The organism is Companilactobacillus halodurans (assembly GCF_009600985.1).
In the GTDB taxonomy this organism is placed as follows: domain Bacteria; phylum Bacillota; class Bacilli; order Lactobacillales; family Lactobacillaceae; genus Companilactobacillus; species Companilactobacillus halodurans.
In genome coordinates this window covers 111,045-126,108 of record NZ_VDFP01000003.1, presented here as the reverse complement: position 1 = coordinate 126,108, position 15,064 = coordinate 111,045, and the positions used below count along the sequence as shown (strand labels likewise).

Annotated in this window: 15 protein-coding genes and 1 pseudogene; 6 read left to right on the top strand and 10 right to left on the bottom strand. The window is 34.5% G+C overall.

Annotated features, from left to right (window positions below; genetic code table 11):
* Window positions 1-9: 9 nt before the first annotated feature.
* Together FHL06_RS02840 and FHL06_RS02835 are read right to left on the bottom strand one after the other, a co-directional pair.
* Complete coding sequence (locus tag FHL06_RS02840) at window positions 10-984, bottom strand: SIR2 family NAD-dependent protein deacylase (protein WP_153384734.1); 975 nt, start codon at window positions 982-984, stop codon at window positions 10-12.
* 3 nt (window positions 985-987) lie between these two features.
* A complete protein-coding gene (locus tag FHL06_RS02835; protein ID WP_153384733.1) occupies window positions 988-1,671 on the bottom strand; it encodes an SIR2 family NAD-dependent protein deacylase in 684 nt (227 codons plus the stop codon).
* Between the two features lie 156 nt (window positions 1,672-1,827).
* Here FHL06_RS02835 and FHL06_RS02830 point away from each other — a divergent pair, with 156 nt between their 5' ends.
* The 4 genes from FHL06_RS02830 (at window position 1,828) to FHL06_RS02815 (ending at window position 6,019) form a co-directional block, all read left to right on the top strand.
* Window positions 1,828-2,415, top strand: a complete 588-nt coding sequence (locus tag FHL06_RS02830) for a TetR/AcrR family transcriptional regulator (protein ID WP_153384732.1) — start codon at window positions 1,828-1,830, stop codon at window positions 2,413-2,415.
* Window positions 2,416-2,609: 194 nt separating this feature from the next.
* Window positions 2,610-3,680 carry a CAP domain-containing protein gene (locus FHL06_RS02825; protein WP_153384731.1) on the top strand — a complete coding sequence of 357 codons (1,071 nt, stop codon included), beginning with the start codon at window positions 2,610-2,612 and terminating at the stop codon, window positions 3,678-3,680.
* 396 nt (window positions 3,681-4,076) lie between these two features.
* Window positions 4,077-5,279: an IS110 family RNA-guided transposase gene (locus FHL06_RS02820; protein WP_153384730.1), complete on the top strand. Its 1,203-nt coding sequence runs from the start codon at window positions 4,077-4,079 to the stop codon at window positions 5,277-5,279.
* A 401-nt stretch (window positions 5,280-5,680) separates the two neighbouring features.
* Window positions 5,681-6,019, top strand: a complete 339-nt coding sequence (locus tag FHL06_RS02815) for a transposase family protein (RefSeq protein ID WP_153384729.1) — start codon at window positions 5,681-5,683, stop codon at window positions 6,017-6,019.
* Between the two features lie 530 nt (window positions 6,020-6,549).
* Here the strand turns inward: FHL06_RS02815 and FHL06_RS02810 are convergent.
* The 6 genes from FHL06_RS02810 to FHL06_RS02790 form a co-directional block, all read right to left on the bottom strand.
* Window positions 6,550-7,479 carry a MucBP domain-containing protein gene (locus FHL06_RS02810; RefSeq protein ID WP_153384728.1) on the bottom strand — a complete coding sequence of 310 codons (930 nt, stop codon included), beginning with the start codon at window positions 7,477-7,479 and terminating at the stop codon, window positions 6,550-6,552.
* 324 nt (window positions 7,480-7,803) lie between these two features.
* Window positions 7,804-8,352: a hypothetical protein gene (locus FHL06_RS02805; protein WP_153384727.1), complete on the bottom strand. Its 549-nt coding sequence runs from the start codon at window positions 8,350-8,352 to the stop codon at window positions 7,804-7,806.
* Window positions 8,353-8,938: 586 nt separating this feature from the next.
* The gene (locus FHL06_RS14640; RefSeq protein ID WP_238333948.1) at window positions 8,939-9,253 is read right to left on the bottom strand and encodes a site-specific integrase; all 315 of its coding nucleotides are present in this window, start codon (window positions 9,251-9,253) and stop codon (window positions 8,939-8,941) included.
* Window positions 9,254-9,565: 312 nt separating this feature from the next.
* On the bottom strand, window positions 9,566-9,694 hold the full coding sequence (locus tag FHL06_RS14895; protein WP_272950438.1) for a hypothetical protein: 129 nt from the start codon (window positions 9,692-9,694) through the stop codon (window positions 9,566-9,568).
* Between the two features lie 2 nt (window positions 9,695-9,696).
* Window positions 9,697-9,909 (bottom strand): DUF3173 family protein, encoded by a 213-nt coding sequence (locus tag FHL06_RS02795; RefSeq protein WP_153384726.1) that lies wholly within the window; start codon window positions 9,907-9,909, stop codon window positions 9,697-9,699.
* A gap of 105 nt (window positions 9,910-10,014) precedes the next feature.
* A complete protein-coding gene (locus FHL06_RS02790; protein WP_153384725.1) occupies window positions 10,015-10,935 on the bottom strand; it encodes a restriction endonuclease in 921 nt (306 codons plus the stop codon).
* Between the two features lie 121 nt (window positions 10,936-11,056).
* Here FHL06_RS02790 and FHL06_RS02785 point away from each other — a divergent pair, with 121 nt between their 5' ends.
* A complete protein-coding gene (locus tag FHL06_RS02785; RefSeq protein WP_153384724.1) occupies window positions 11,057-11,539 on the top strand; it encodes a GNAT family N-acetyltransferase in 483 nt (160 codons plus the stop codon).
* A gap of 46 nt (window positions 11,540-11,585) precedes the next feature.
* Here the strand turns inward: FHL06_RS02785 and FHL06_RS02780 are convergent, their stop codons facing one another.
* On the bottom strand, window positions 11,586-12,044 hold the full coding sequence (locus FHL06_RS02780) for a MarR family winged helix-turn-helix transcriptional regulator (protein ID WP_153384723.1): 459 nt from the start codon (window positions 12,042-12,044) through the stop codon (window positions 11,586-11,588).
* Window positions 12,045-12,198: 154 nt separating this feature from the next.
* On the opposite strand from FHL06_RS02780, the gene FHL06_RS02775 reads away from it, so the two are divergent.
* On the top strand, window positions 12,199-13,587 hold the full coding sequence (locus FHL06_RS02775) for an MFS transporter (protein WP_153384722.1): 1,389 nt from the start codon (window positions 12,199-12,201) through the stop codon (window positions 13,585-13,587).
* Between the two features lie 385 nt (window positions 13,588-13,972).
* Here FHL06_RS02775 and FHL06_RS02770 read toward each other — a convergent pair.
* Window positions 13,973-14,956: pseudogene (locus tag FHL06_RS02770) on the bottom strand (aldo/keto reductase).
* Window positions 14,957-15,064 lie beyond the last annotated feature (108 nt).

Genomic DNA, 15,064 nt, shown 5'->3' with positions numbered 1-15,064 from the left:
AAAACGATTCTATTTATTCATCTCAACCAAAACATCATCTAAAGCTTGAGCAATATCCCCCTTAATAGCTTGCCCTTTGTTCTCAAGTTCTTCAGGCAAGAATTGGAAATCACGATTAATCATGACATCATAAGCTCCATCAAGACTAGCTGTTAAAGCCCAAAATGGTTCTTGAATAAACATTGGTGATACACGACCAACGCCTAATTCAATAAATAACAATTTGTCATCATGCAAATGAGACAAAATATCATCAGAAACCTTCTTGTATTCTTGTTGGTATCTCTTACCCTCTAAAAAGTTTCCAAAACCTCTAGTCCATGGAAATGCTTCTGCACCACAGTTAGGGCATCTAGGAATCAATTCAGTTGGTATTTCAGTCCCATCACCCATGGCCTCAATCATCTTTTCAACCGGCTTTACAGCATCCCAAACTTCATCGTTACATAGATTGGAACATTGGAAAAAGCGGTGGTCACCTTGAATTTGCGATACTCGATCTTCCGGAAAAGCTTTAGCTGCTTGGGTATCTTGATTAGTTGTCAAAACATAATAATCTTTACCCTTTAAAATCTTTTGCAAATCCAAATATGGCTTTTGGATGTCGGCATGTTGAGTCGTGTAAAGAAAAGTTGCTAAATAGCCCCAATATTCTTCACGTGTTTTATAAGGATAAGACCAACCTGCGGCAGCTCCATCAAAACCATACTTCTTCGCAAATTTACCAAATAACTTTCTAAACGACTCGTTATCCTTGTAATAAAAATCTCCACCACCAGCGGCTGACAATCCAGAGGCACCACCAATAACAATGTGGTCTGCTTCTTTGATTTTTTCAGCCATGATTTTAATTTGTTCCTTGTATGGCAAAGCAGGTTTTTCCGTTAACTTGATAGGAGTTCTTCCACTTGCGTAAATACTATAGTACCGTGAAAAATTTTCCTGTGTCCTCATTACTAATTGTTCATAAAACGTTGAATTCATTTCTTAATCCTCTTTCAATAAATTGCTCAAAGTTTGCTTAATGTCACCAGCTAATGGAACCGACCGATCAGCTATTTCTGGTGCTACTCTAATTTCATTTGGTAAATTTAAAGTGATATATGACCACTTGGGATGGCTATCAACCATTTCCATCATTGGCTCTTTAATCATTTGGTTATGCGATCCAATACCAAGCTCTAATTGAACTAATTTCTTATTTTCATTATTTCTAGTAAAACTCTGACAAAATTGTTGTTGTTGATTCCATTCTTTACTTCTCATATCCATGCCATCTAAATTACCTTCAACTTCCCAAATATGCTTAGGGTCAAATCCATTCAGTTGAAAATGCGTATCTGCGTTGGAAGTAACTATGAAATAATCTTTATCTGTAACTATTTTTTTAATATCATCAAAAATTGGATTTGGTTGATAATCATCAATCAAATATTTATGGACTTTCTTCATGAAAATATCATGTTCAGTTTGCGACAACTCCGCATATACGCCTTGAACCACGCTGCTGATTCCATAAAGAGCCTTAAATTCATTAAAATAAGCTCGGAAATTCTTGTCGTCCGCAAAAATGTTGTATCCTTCTGTGATTGACAGCCCATTACTTGCAGTAATTAAGATTGCATCACTCTCAAAAAGCAATTCTTGGGCCTTTTTTATTTCTGGATTCATTTTTCCTCCTAAAAATTATCAATATACTGTATAATCTGATACACTATGTATCGAATTGTTTATAATGTAGCTAACTTTTGAAATGAAGTTAAGCACACTTTTTCTTATTTTTTATGCTTATAAACAATTTTGAAAATCTGTTGAGGAGTTTTATAAATGAATAATCGTAAAACTGACCGCCGTACAATCTATACAATCAATGTAATTAAAGAATCCTTTCTTGAGTTAATCGATAAAGAACCTTACTCACAAATAAATGTTGCTCAACTATGTCGACAGGCATCAATAAATCGGTCAACCTTTTATCTGCATTTTGATGATTTGACTGATGTGTTAAATACGGTCTTAGATGATGCGCTGCTTTTTACAAATGAATCCGACGAGTCTTCAAAAACTGATAACGAATCAACTGTAGATACTTTTAAAGAAAATGAATCACTTATCCCAGCTTGTCAACGAGTTGCCGGCTCTCCCAAATATCAAAAACTTCTAATGGATCCCAGCCTGAGTGATTATATTATTGGGCGGATAATCACGCACGAAAAACCTACAATCATCCCTGAGATTCAAAAGCGAACAGGATTTAGCAAATCAGAAGCAGAAGCTCTTTTCTCATATTCCATCCATGGATCATTTGCTATTAATAAACGGCATCACTTTATAAAAGATGAATCTTGGTATCATGAATTGAAATTACTCAATCAATTTACTAGTGCTGGATATGACAGATTCAATGGAAAATAAAAGAACATCCCTGAGTTTAATCAGAGATGTTCTTTTTTGTATAATGACATAAAAAAATATATTAATTTTTCAAATATGATTCCCCTTACCTCCAAAAAGGTCGTACAATCAAAATGAATCCTGTTTCAAAACAAAATTAATTTTATAAATAATGTCGACAAATATTAGTCAACATATAGGGAGGAAAATTAATTATGAAACTTTCAATCTCAAAATCTGCAGGTATCATTGCTGCACTAGCAATGGCTACAACGGGGACATTATTGTTTAATCAAAATGATGCAAAAGCTGCCACCGTCGCAACGGTTCACTCAGGTTCAGTTGCTCAACTTTATACTGAACAAGGCGAAAAAGTCACCAATCGGGCTCTCGCACCTAATTCACCATGGGTAGTTGGAAAAATCTTAACTATCAATAATCAAACAATGTATCAAGTTGCCACGAATGAATACTTAAGAGCAGCTGATTCATCATTGAACGGAGAAACTAGCCAAGATACTGGCATCGTCGTTCATGTCATCGACCATGATCAAGCTCTTTATAACGACGCTACTAATAGCAATTCTAACCGTGCTTTGCAACAAGGCACTGCTTGGAAAGTCGGCAAGATTATTACTAATAAAAATGGCGACACTTTCTTTCAAGTATCGACTCACGAATATATCAAAGGTTCATTCAATGTAATTTTAAACAGCGACAAGGGCTCTAAGCAATATATCGCTGACTTTGGCATTAATGACTCTGATTCGTCATCAAATAACAATTCAAACAACAGTGGAAATACATCAACTGGAACCAATGACAATAATTCAGGTAGTTCAAGTCAACAAGAAACATCTACACCTAATATATCAGCAGTAAATACGGCTGTTCTCAATTCAATCAACAAAGAAAGAACTTCAAATGGTGAAGAAGCATTGACTGAAGATTCATCGTTGATGCAAGCTGCTTCAATTCGTGCAAAAGAAGTCAGTGAACTATTTAGTCACACCCGTCCAGACGGAACAAACGCACAAACTGTTTTGAAACAAGTTGGTAATACATCAACATATTATGGTGAAAACCTCTTTGGGACACCTTGGAACCAATTATCAGTGCAAACTCCAGAACACTATGCATATGTCGTAATGGATAATTACAAGGGAGAATCTGGTACAGAAAATCATTATGTCAACCTAATGAGACCAAAATTCACTAAAGTTGGAATTGGCTCATATTATGCACAAGATGGAACTCTTTATGTCGCTGAAGAATTTACAAAGTAGACGCTAATAAATAATTTTAAATCAATACATCCCCCCCAAAAAAATGTGAATAATAATATTTTTTATATGACATAGAAAAATGATTTTAAATTTTCTGATGTTGATGAATAAATCAACACCAGTTTTTATTCTCTTTTAGATAAAAAAACAGACTAACATTTATGAGGAATCATGATTCGACGGAATCGTGATTCCTCATTTTACTTTTCGAAAGTAAAATGAGAGTGAAGTTGATAAAAGTCGAATGGCTCTTTGGCACATGATGTCGTAAAAAAAACTGGCAACTTCACAGGATTCACTTTAATTCCGTTCGAAGTCTGTTGGCCTAGATGCCGGGTATTGAAAATTGAAATAAGTGTATCCAGAGTGAATAAAACTTTAATAGGAGCGATATTTATGGAGTTCATATTTGGGATCGATGTTAGTAAAACTACGTCTAATATAGCTATTTTGGTAGATGGAAAACCTGTAAAGCAATTCAAAATAAATAATAATGCCAAGGGATTTGAGACCCTTGCCAAGGAGCTGAATCCTTTTAAAGAACCATCAATAATCTTTGAATCTACTGGAGTTTATTCCAGAAGTTTGAAAAATTATTTATTACATGAAAATTATCGATTCACAAGGATCAATCCTTTACGTGCAAAGAAGGACATGGATAGTTTTAGACATAATAAAACTGATTCTCTTGATGCTCCTGGACTCGCTAAAGCGATGTCCATGCATCATTATGACCCTACTGAACTGTCTGACCCAATTTATTCAAAACTACATCCATTAGAACGGTTTTATCAAGAACAAAATGAAGACATTGTCCGTGAAAAGGATCGTCTACATAAAATACTTTCAATTACATTCCCAGAAATAGAAAATCTCTTAAGTTCCACTAATGGAAATCTATATTGGAATCTTGTACAAAAATTTCCATCATCTGATTTTGTTAAGAAATACGATATTTATACCTTGTCCAAAGTAGTATTACAGTCAACTCCAAAAAATATGGGAGTTGGTCGTTCTCAACGTATTGCCAGCCGATTAATCGAACTGGCAAAAGAATCTTTTTTAATGACCAATGTTGATTATGAAATTAGAGAAGCAAGATATCATGCACATGAGGTTCAACGTATCAGTCATTTGAAATCTCAATTGATCAGTGAAATGGCTGAACTATCTAAAAATCTACCAGAAATAAAAATACTAATAAGCATTCCAGGGATTGGAATCAAAACGGCAGTCTGTTTGACTGCCGAATGGGGAGATATCAGAAGGTTTTATAGCTCAAATGCCATCAATGCATTCGTAGGAATAGATCTTATTCATTACGAATCTGGTAACTATACAGCTGGAGAACACATACGAAAGCGTGGCAATGCTTACGCTCGTAAAATCCTTTTTAAAGCAATATTAAATATCATATCGGCTTCAAAAATGATCCCAACAAACATCAATTTAGTTTATAAGAGAAAAAGACAATCTTCAGGTTCCAAAGGAACCAAGAAGATTGTCATATCTGCTATACATCATCTTATAAAGACGATATATCATCTAGTTTTAAACAATGAGATGTATGATACAAAAATGTTCTCGGGCGAACATTAATCATCTCTCACTTATCATTTTACCACCTCATAAAAAAATATAATATATGAGGCTTTATTTAGTGAATTCTAATTTTCAAATATCAATACCTTGAATCCTCTGACCCTTACCTAATATCATAATATCAAAAAAGAGAACCCAACAATATCAGGTTCTCTATTGACTAATGGTAGAAAAGAACATCACTGTTCTCATATTAAGATTTAAGCAACCAAACCAAACAGGGGTGAACATGATATCCCAAAGCAATTTTATACTATGTACATTAGATATAAAAGACAATAATATAAAAATTATTTCAGTAAAAGATGTCAAAATAAAAAAAACGTAGAATTATAAAACGCATAAGAATTGTGAACGCCCAATTATTTTACACCTTACATAGATGTCCTCAAGGTGGAATGAACCTACTAGTTAAAAATAGTAAAAGAATTACTAATGCAAGACTGGCTAGTTTTAATGGTGTTGAATATCATTTAGTAATTAAGAAGCAACGATTTTTGTGTAGGAACTGTGGAGGCACCTACGGTGCCCACAGTGACTTATTGATCAAAAATCATACAATGACTAAACAAGTTAAACACAGAATCTTTTCCACGACTAAGATTATTGGTATTTCGACCAGTACTGTAGGCAAGATTTTGTATGGTAATACGAAGACTCTATATAAATGTGAACATTTACCTGAAAATATTTGTTTCGATGAATTCCGTTCAGTAAAAATCCTTTTACATTTATAGTTATTGATGCAGATATACACAACAGACTATTTAAGACAATAATTGAACACTTTATACATCAGTACAGCCTTTCAGAATGACAAGCCATTAAAACTGTATCTATTGATTTAAATGACAATTATCAATTAATCGTTCATCGTAAATGGATATGGAAGTATTGCCATTACAACATTATAGAAAAATATAGTTGCTTATTACCATATTCCAATGGTAATCTTGAGGGCATTTTTGGAAAATAAATAAATTCCTATAGATTTAGAAATTTTGACCATTTTATTAAGAGAATAAATTTTGATCTACACATAAAAAAGTACCCTCAATGAGGATACTTGATAAACTCAAATTATTAATTAATACGATTTGGACAAAGTACTAATAAATCACCTCTTAAGGGATTAATCTATCCTTTGAAGTAAAATTCAAATAGATATCAATTTCTTCATTTCCCGATTTTACAAAAATTTATACGATGTATCTTTATATAAATTTTAGCAAATCATATTAAATAATTATCAATCATAATTATTAAATTATTCAACTGGTTCCGAATCCTTAGTATATTTGAAAGTCAACGTTGCATCGCCTGATACTGAGTCAATCGTTTGGCTGCTTTCTCCATCTAAAGTATATCCATCTACTGTAATTGAATTGGCAGTATATTTCTCTCCTTTATTGGCTTTTTCAGTCTTTGCATCGGCAACTTCGTTACCGTCTTCATCTACATACTTAGTTGTTATCGTAGATTGTTGCACTGGTTCTGGAGTAGAACCACCATTATTATTTGAACTATTTGAATTACTATTTGTATTTTCATCTGGTGCATTCTTTGTATATGCCTTATTGCTTCTGGATGATTCACCTACCAAATAGGCATCGCTAGCTTTAACCCATTCATTAGTAGCAACACGATAATATGTTTCCCCATTTGCAACAACTTTTATATCAGTCTTCCAATCTGTATTTTTAGCCAATCCACGATTTGTAATAAGTTGGGCACCATTTTCTGCTAATGGGTTCGTGTACAATCTTATAATTGATTTACTAGAACTAGTACGTAAAACACCTGTTAAATTTTGTGATGATGTTTCATCAGACAAATCCATTTGTTTAGCATCAGCATATTCATTGACACCTACAAGTAGATATGTTTCTCCATCAACGCCCTTAACGGCTTTAGCGGTTTTCCACGCTGTACCATTGGCAAGTCCTCTATTAGCTTTGTGAATTTCATTATTAGTAACATTATTCCAAAGTTGAACTGAGCTACTTGTAGTTGAATTAGCAATGGCAACATTATTAACCGCTGATGCATCAACAGTCTTTTGACTTAACATAGTAGCACTAAATAGAGTTATAAAAGTTAATCCTACAGCTAACCAACCCTTTTTTGAATGTACAAGTTTAACACGATAAATTTTGTCTTCTAATGCTTTATTAAGACGCTTCTTTTTAAAATTCATTCTTTCTAACTCCCCTTTTTTATTTACTTAATTAGAAAATGAATGTTATTATCATGATTCATCCTCAAGATTCATTCAAATCACAAATGTACTTTTACTATTCCATTTCCCCTCCCCATAGTAAATTTATATGATGTAGATGGCTAAGAATCACTAATTTTACATAGAAATAATACCCAAGCCCTATTTAATACATTACATACAAACTAGCAATTTACATCATTGTTTACGGTTACAGTATATCATCAGTTCAACCAAAATTTGAAAACGTTTTCATAAAAGTCGGAAAATATTTTCTTTTAACAACTATACAAAGTATAAATATTAATTATCATCAGTTCCATAATAATTATTGTAATCTTGTATAGAATAACCATCTGTTTCTTTTGCATTACTATCATCATATTTCTTAGTGTTTACTTCTTTCACATACTGCTTGCCATCAGAACTCTTTTTGATACTAGCTACAAAATAGATATATTTATAAGAATCGTCCTGGTAAAAGTCTGTTATTTCCTTAATTAAATAAACATAATGATCCTTATACTTGAAGACATATCTACCAGTATCTTTATTTTTCATCACAAAAATAACTGGATCGGTTTGCAGTCTTTCCTGTATATCTCTATAGTTGCTATAATTTAGCTGGGACATCATCGACGTCATAGAAATTTGCTCATTACTCTTTTTATTCTCTCCCAAATAGGTCATGATTTTATCCGTATTTGATAATCCTGAAGGCATAGGATTAAAAAAATTTAAATTACCAAGACCAATTTTTAATGCAACGAATATTGCTATTACTAAAAGTCCAATAATAACCTTTTCAGTTGAAGATTTCCCTTTTTTCTTTAAATCACCGTTGTTATTCATTATGTATTTCCTTCTCCTCAATAATATTTATACAAATCACCACTACTATTAATTACTTTAATTATTCCAAACCATCCCCTTTTTTAGGAGGCTGTCTTTCTCCACTTACCAGTAAAAAATCCTTAAAAACTTATAATTAATTTGATTATACTCTACAAATTTAGAAATATAATCAAAATTTTAAAATTGGTGTATTTATCGAACCACAAAAAGAGCACCTCTGAATAAAATCAGAGATGCTCTTATATTTTCTACAAAATATTATTCCCACTCAATAAGTATAAAACATTACAAACACTTTTATATCAATGTTTGTAGTATGCACATCCATATTTGGCATACTTTTGGCATACACGAACTTATTGAACGTTTTTAGAACTTACCACTTGATTTCCATTAAAACTAACCTTCGTTATATCAGAAAAATCAAGCTTAATATTTCCAGTCATCATTTTTGCTAATCCATCATCGTTTCTATTCCAGAGATGGGAGTAATACTTCAGAGTTATGCCTGGGCTTGGATGTCCCAATCTCCTAGAAACAGTCAACACATCTGCATTATATTACATGACTGTGACGCAATCCCTTAACATCTATCTCCGGTACACCTGCCAACTTGGCATATTTTAACAATCCTATTAACAGTGGAACGAATCATCGGAGTATCATCATACGAAATAACAAATTTCTTAACTCCATGCCTAGCTTGATCTCTTTTCCAATTTTTCAGAAACCTAACAGTATCAGCATCAAATGATAATTTTCGCTTACCATTACTAGTTTTAGTGTAAGAATGAATTTCATACTCCTTCTTACTCTTCAAAAACAAATTATGATAAACGTTTAATTTACCATTTTTTAAAGTTAAAGCTAATCCTTCACTAACACGCATACCAGTCATAAAGTACAACCAAATCATTATAAACGGAAAACGTTCATAATAACTATCCATACAAATTTGCTAAATAGCTCTCTCAAAATCGGATTTAGCCCAATACTTGACTGTAGCTTTACCTTTGGAATTGTTTTTGTTCGTTTAGAAACATTACTATGCAGAATTCCTAGTGATACTACATAGTCTAGAGACTGCCTAAATGCAATATAAATCATACTGCTGTAACCATTCGTATAACCAATATCAGTCAAAAGTCATGTTCTAAATGCTTCGCAATCCATGATATCAATATCATTAAGAACTTTATTTCCAAATTTTTTAATGAAAATATTCCAAAGCATCGTTCTTAACCTTTATTGCCTCATTATGAGCTACACGTGCACTAATAAAAGGTTTACCATTGGCATCTTTATCTTTGTAAACATTCATATATCTTGTACGCTTCATTTTTATTTTTCCCTTTGCTCTTCAACTTCGGGGAACGAAATCCCTAAGATTTCACTAACCACTGAAACAGGTACAAGACCAACTCTTTTTCCATTATAAAAGCCTAGCCCACGTGATACAAAAACATTTTTTGCTTCTCTAATGACTCTCCTAGCTTGAGAGTCAGGTAGCCCTAATGCTTTAAGATCTTTAAAATTAACCATTTCTTTTACCATTTACTTCTATCCTCCAAAGGATAATGGGCGTGATAATTGGTGTGTTGAATCGCTATCACTAGAGCGACTACTAAACCCGCAAAGTAATCTGCTTGGATTTTATTTTTAATAATAATAATCATCGAGCGTATAAATCGTAACCGGCGTAATATGCAGTTGATATTTTTCAACCAAATCAGCTAAGTCTTGTCCGTTGATCAAAGTTACCGTGTTAGTACCTTGAGTGGCTTTCTTTTTAGCTTTATCAGTAAATGAACTAGTAGTGACAAATATTCCATATTCAGCATTAAAACTGTCCATGACACCTTTAAATCTATCGATCTCAGGTTCCGAAACAGAACCTTTAGTGTATCTTTTGCATTGAATAGCAACACGACTAGTTCTAAACTCATCAGATGTGAAATATCCAAAACCATCGATACCATGGTCTCCTGATTGCATTACTCCTCGTTCTTTATCGATTGTCACACCCATTTTGGAAATCAATAGTCTCGAGAAACTCTCAAATTTTCCAGGATCAAATTGCATTAACTGATTAAGGAGTTCAGTCTTCCATTTAGTTTCTGCCGTATCCTCTTGATCTGAAGAATCAGCAGAAAAGTCTATTACTTCATCTTCAGTGGAATTTTCATCAGTTTCTGATGAATTTTTTCTTAACTTGTATTCTTCATGTTTTTTATTCCAATAAGAATCTATTTTATCTTGCTGTTCTGCTGTTGGAAAATTTTTCAAGTCGTCATTCAGCCCTGCATCAGTAAGTACAATATCACTATTACGGACCGGTTTTTCTACATATCCAATATGGTTTAAATTTTGAATACCGAAATTGAAGTCAAACATAAATGGAATGTACTTGTTACCATTCTTTGACACTTTAAATCCAAAAACATCATTATATGTTAGCCCTTCATATCCACTATTAGCCATTTCTTTTCTGATATCTTTTCTTGAAGCTGAACCTCCAAGAGTTCTCAATGCTAAAACTATCGATTTTTCAAGTTCTGTTCTCGTATATGTATAAGACAATTTATTCTCCCCAGTACGAAACTTATTGTAATTAACAGCTAAATTATACAGTAAACTGATTATAAAAAATTATTCTTTGTGCTATGATATGAAATCAATCATACAAAAGAGGGTCCAGCCTATGAACATACGTCCAATTAAACCTAAAGACAACCAAGTTATCAAACATATCTTGCAAACTGATTTAAAGCATTTTGGTCTCGACATCCCTGGGACTGCTTATTTCGATAGCAATTTAGACAAATTGAACGAATTCTACGATGCTCAAGACAATCGCGCCTATTTCGTAGTCGAAAACGACCAAGGAAAAGTCGTTGGCGGTGCTGGCTGTGCTGAATTCGATTTGGATAATGGTATCGCTGAACTTCAGAAAATTTATCTAGACTCTAGTGCCCAAGGATTTGGGCTAAGCTACAGGCTGATTGCTTTAGTTGAAGATTTTGCTAAAAAGGCTGGCTATAAGCAACTTTATTTAGAAACTCATCACAACTTGAAGGCTGCTATACACGTCTATATTAAGTCTGGTTACCAAAAGCTTGCTGGTCCCATCAAAAATAGCGACCATAGCGGTGCGATGGACGGTTTTTTTATCAAAACACTTTAAGACACAAAAAGAAGCGACCATATGGTTGCTTCTTTATTTTGCTATCTCATTTACATTCTGTTTCATTAGAAAGATGCTCACTGGTTGGATCCGAAAATACCTCGGGTATCTGTGATAATCCTTGATATACCGAATCAAAATTATTAAGCAACAACTCGTGTAGACGTTGTTCACTTTTTTCAAAAAATTTTTCTATTTGATTTTCCAAACGTCGCGATTTTGCTGTCAGCAATAGACGCTTGTATCTCGCATCGTGTAATGCCGGAACTCTAATCAGTAAATCATTTTTTACCATTTTAGAGACTAAGTCAGAAGCAGTTGCTTTGCGGATATTGAACTCATGCTCGAGGTCGCGTTGGAAAATATCACGTTCTTCGTTATCTGAGATGAAATTAATTGCATAAATCTGCATTCCGGTTAGGCCAATAGTTTTAGCAAAGTGATCAACATCTCGTGCCAGAGCGTTGTTAGCTTGTTTAAGCATCACCCCAAGTGAATTTTTCATTTATAATCCTCCAAGTTCGTATACTAACTAAACAATATTATAAATTTTGATCTATTTTAAATCAATTAATACCTCACTACCATTTCATATAAGTCTATGTTAGAATATAAAACTAGTTCATATACGAACTATTTTTTTAAGGAGTGATTTATAAATGACCAACCAAAACGAAACGAAACTTTTTCCTGCAATATTTGCGGCAGGATTACTCTCGTTTAGTGGGGTCATCGTTGAAACAGCGATGAATATTATATTTCCTGTTCTGATGAAGGAGTTTCACATCAACACTGCAACAGTACAGTGGATGACAACAGCCTACATTCTGATTGTTTCAATTTTTGTTCCAATCTCTGCATTTTTGAAGCGTCGCTTCAAAACTAGATCTTTGTTTATCACAGCTAATCTACTATTTATCATTGGACTTGTAATAGATTCGATAGCACCAACTTTCAGTATCTTACTTTCTGGACGAATCCTTCAAGGTGTCGGTACTGGTATTGCTCTCCCTTTGATGTTCAATATCATCTTAGATTGGGCTCCTGAAAATCGTAAAGCTACTCTAATTGGCGTTGGGACGCTGATTACTGCAATTGCTCCAGCACTTGGACCTACATTGGGTGGGATAGTTCTCAATAGCCTAGGTTGGCATTGGATTTTCATCCTTTTATTGCCGCTACTGGTAATTTCATTTATCCTTGGCTTTTTTTCAATTGGACAAGCTCATGATACCGAAAAAAAAGGATTCGATTTCTTTGGCTGGGTGGCAATTATTCTTACTTTCGTCGGTTTGACATTAGCTTTCAATAACTTATCTATTATTGACTCTAAGCCGATTCAGTTTATTGGTTGGTTGCTTATTGGGTTACTGGGTCTTGTATGTTTCGTATATCAGACCAGTCATTCAAAGCGACCTCTAATAAATTTGTCTATTTTTAAAAACTGGTCTTTCAACTGGCATATATTAGCTTTCTTTCTAATACAAAGCATTGTCTTAGGATTATCTTTTATTTTGCCAAATTATATCCAGCTTGTGGATGGAAAAAGTGCATTACTAGCAGGATTCTTCGTTTTACCTGGTGCTGCGATTGGAGCACTGCTTGCTCCATTTGGTGGCAGGTTCATGGATATCTTTGGAGAGGCCCGTGCAGTTTTAAGTGGTGCAGCGATAGTCTTGATTGCAATGATCTTGTTTAGTGCCTTTGGTTTAGTACTAAGTGGGCAAGCGATACTTCTGATTTACGCGTTTTTGATGGTCGGAGTAGGAATCGTCATGGCCAATACCATGACCAGTGGACTTGCACAGTTGTCTGTCTTTCATCAAGCAGACGGAAATGCTGCTTTCACAACGTTGCAACAATTCGCCGGTGCTACAGGAACATCACTTGTATCAGCTATAATCACCTTGCAACAAGATCGGCCTATTGGGACCATGGCAGTTAATACTGCACGTGGCTCCATGTATGCTTTCATCTTATTACTAGCGTTTATAGTATTTGCAATAATCTTTTTAGTTGCCGCTCTACGTACTAGAAAGACAGCATGAGTGACGATTAAAAGCTGAAATTATTCGTGCTAATAAAAATATTTTAGAACTCGTCGATGAAGTGAACCCTCCTGGTTGGAGTAATCCAACGGGAGGGTTTTCTTCACGACTTCGTATCTAACAATTTTCCGTTATCACAATTAACACACAACCACACATTAAAAAATTTCAATCTTATACGTCGACGATTTCGTTTTAAATACCCTTTTTCATTTAAACTTAATCTGCTTCGATTGCTGCATACTCATAACTTCAATTTGAAACAATTCTACCCAGGACAGTAGTTATTGGTATAGCTTTCTAAGTAGACTTTGAATTATAAACAAATTTTTATTAGCAGGAATATGAACGAAAAGAGACAGCCATATGTAGGCTGTCTCTTTTTTTACCATTTGTAATGAACTGGGTTCTTAATGTACTTATCGTAAACATCTTCAACGATACCCATTTGTTCATGAGTGAAGGCCGGATAGTCGGCAGCTACAACGTTACGTTCGATCTGCTCAGGTTTTGATGCACCTGGGATAACTGTGCTGACAGCATCTGACATCAAGATATAACGTAATGCCATAGCCGCCAATTTGTCCCCGGCACCTTATCGTTGTTTCAATTCGTCCGCTGCTTTAACTCCAGTGGCATAATCGACGCCTGAGAAGGTTTCCCCAGCATCGAATTCTTCCCCGTGACGATTAGTTGTTCGGTGATCATTTTGACCAAATGTCGTGTTCAGGTTATATTTGCCTGTCAACAAACCGCTAGCTAATGGGACACGGGCGATAATGCCGACGTCATGTTCTTTAGCCATCTTGAAGAAGTTTTCAGCTGGACGAAGGCGGAACATATTGTAAATAATCTCGACTGATGAAATGTCGTAGTCGAGAGCCTTCATTCCCTCTTCGATTTTCTCGACTGAAACACCGTAATTCTTGGTTTTACCTTCTTTTTTCAACTTGTCCAAAGCGAAAAATGGTTCTGGATTATAGAAAACTGGTGTTGGTGGACAGTGAAGCAAGACGTTGTCTAGTGCGTCAACATCAAGATTTTTCAAACAGTCGTCGACATATTTGATGATGTTTGCTTCAGTGTAGCCACTGACAACATGAGGATCCATTCTCCGACCGATTTTAGTCGAAATGAAGACTTTGTCCTCTTTACCTTTCAAGAATTTAGCAATAGCACGTTGACTTTCGCCATCTTGATAGACATCAGCCGTATCGAAGAAGTTGACACCTTGGTCGAAAGCTTCTTCCAAAGTAGCTTGAGCATCCTTCTCACTGAAAGGGTCACCCCATTTAGAGCCTAGTTGCCAAGTACCTAGCGATACTTCACTAACGTCAAAGTTAGTTTTCCCGAATCTGCGATATTTCATGGTAGTCCCTCCAAATTATATAATCAATTTAATATTAGCATTACCGTTTCTCAAGCACCAGTTAAATCAGCCATTTAATTCCCCACGAACATCGTCTAAGACTTGATC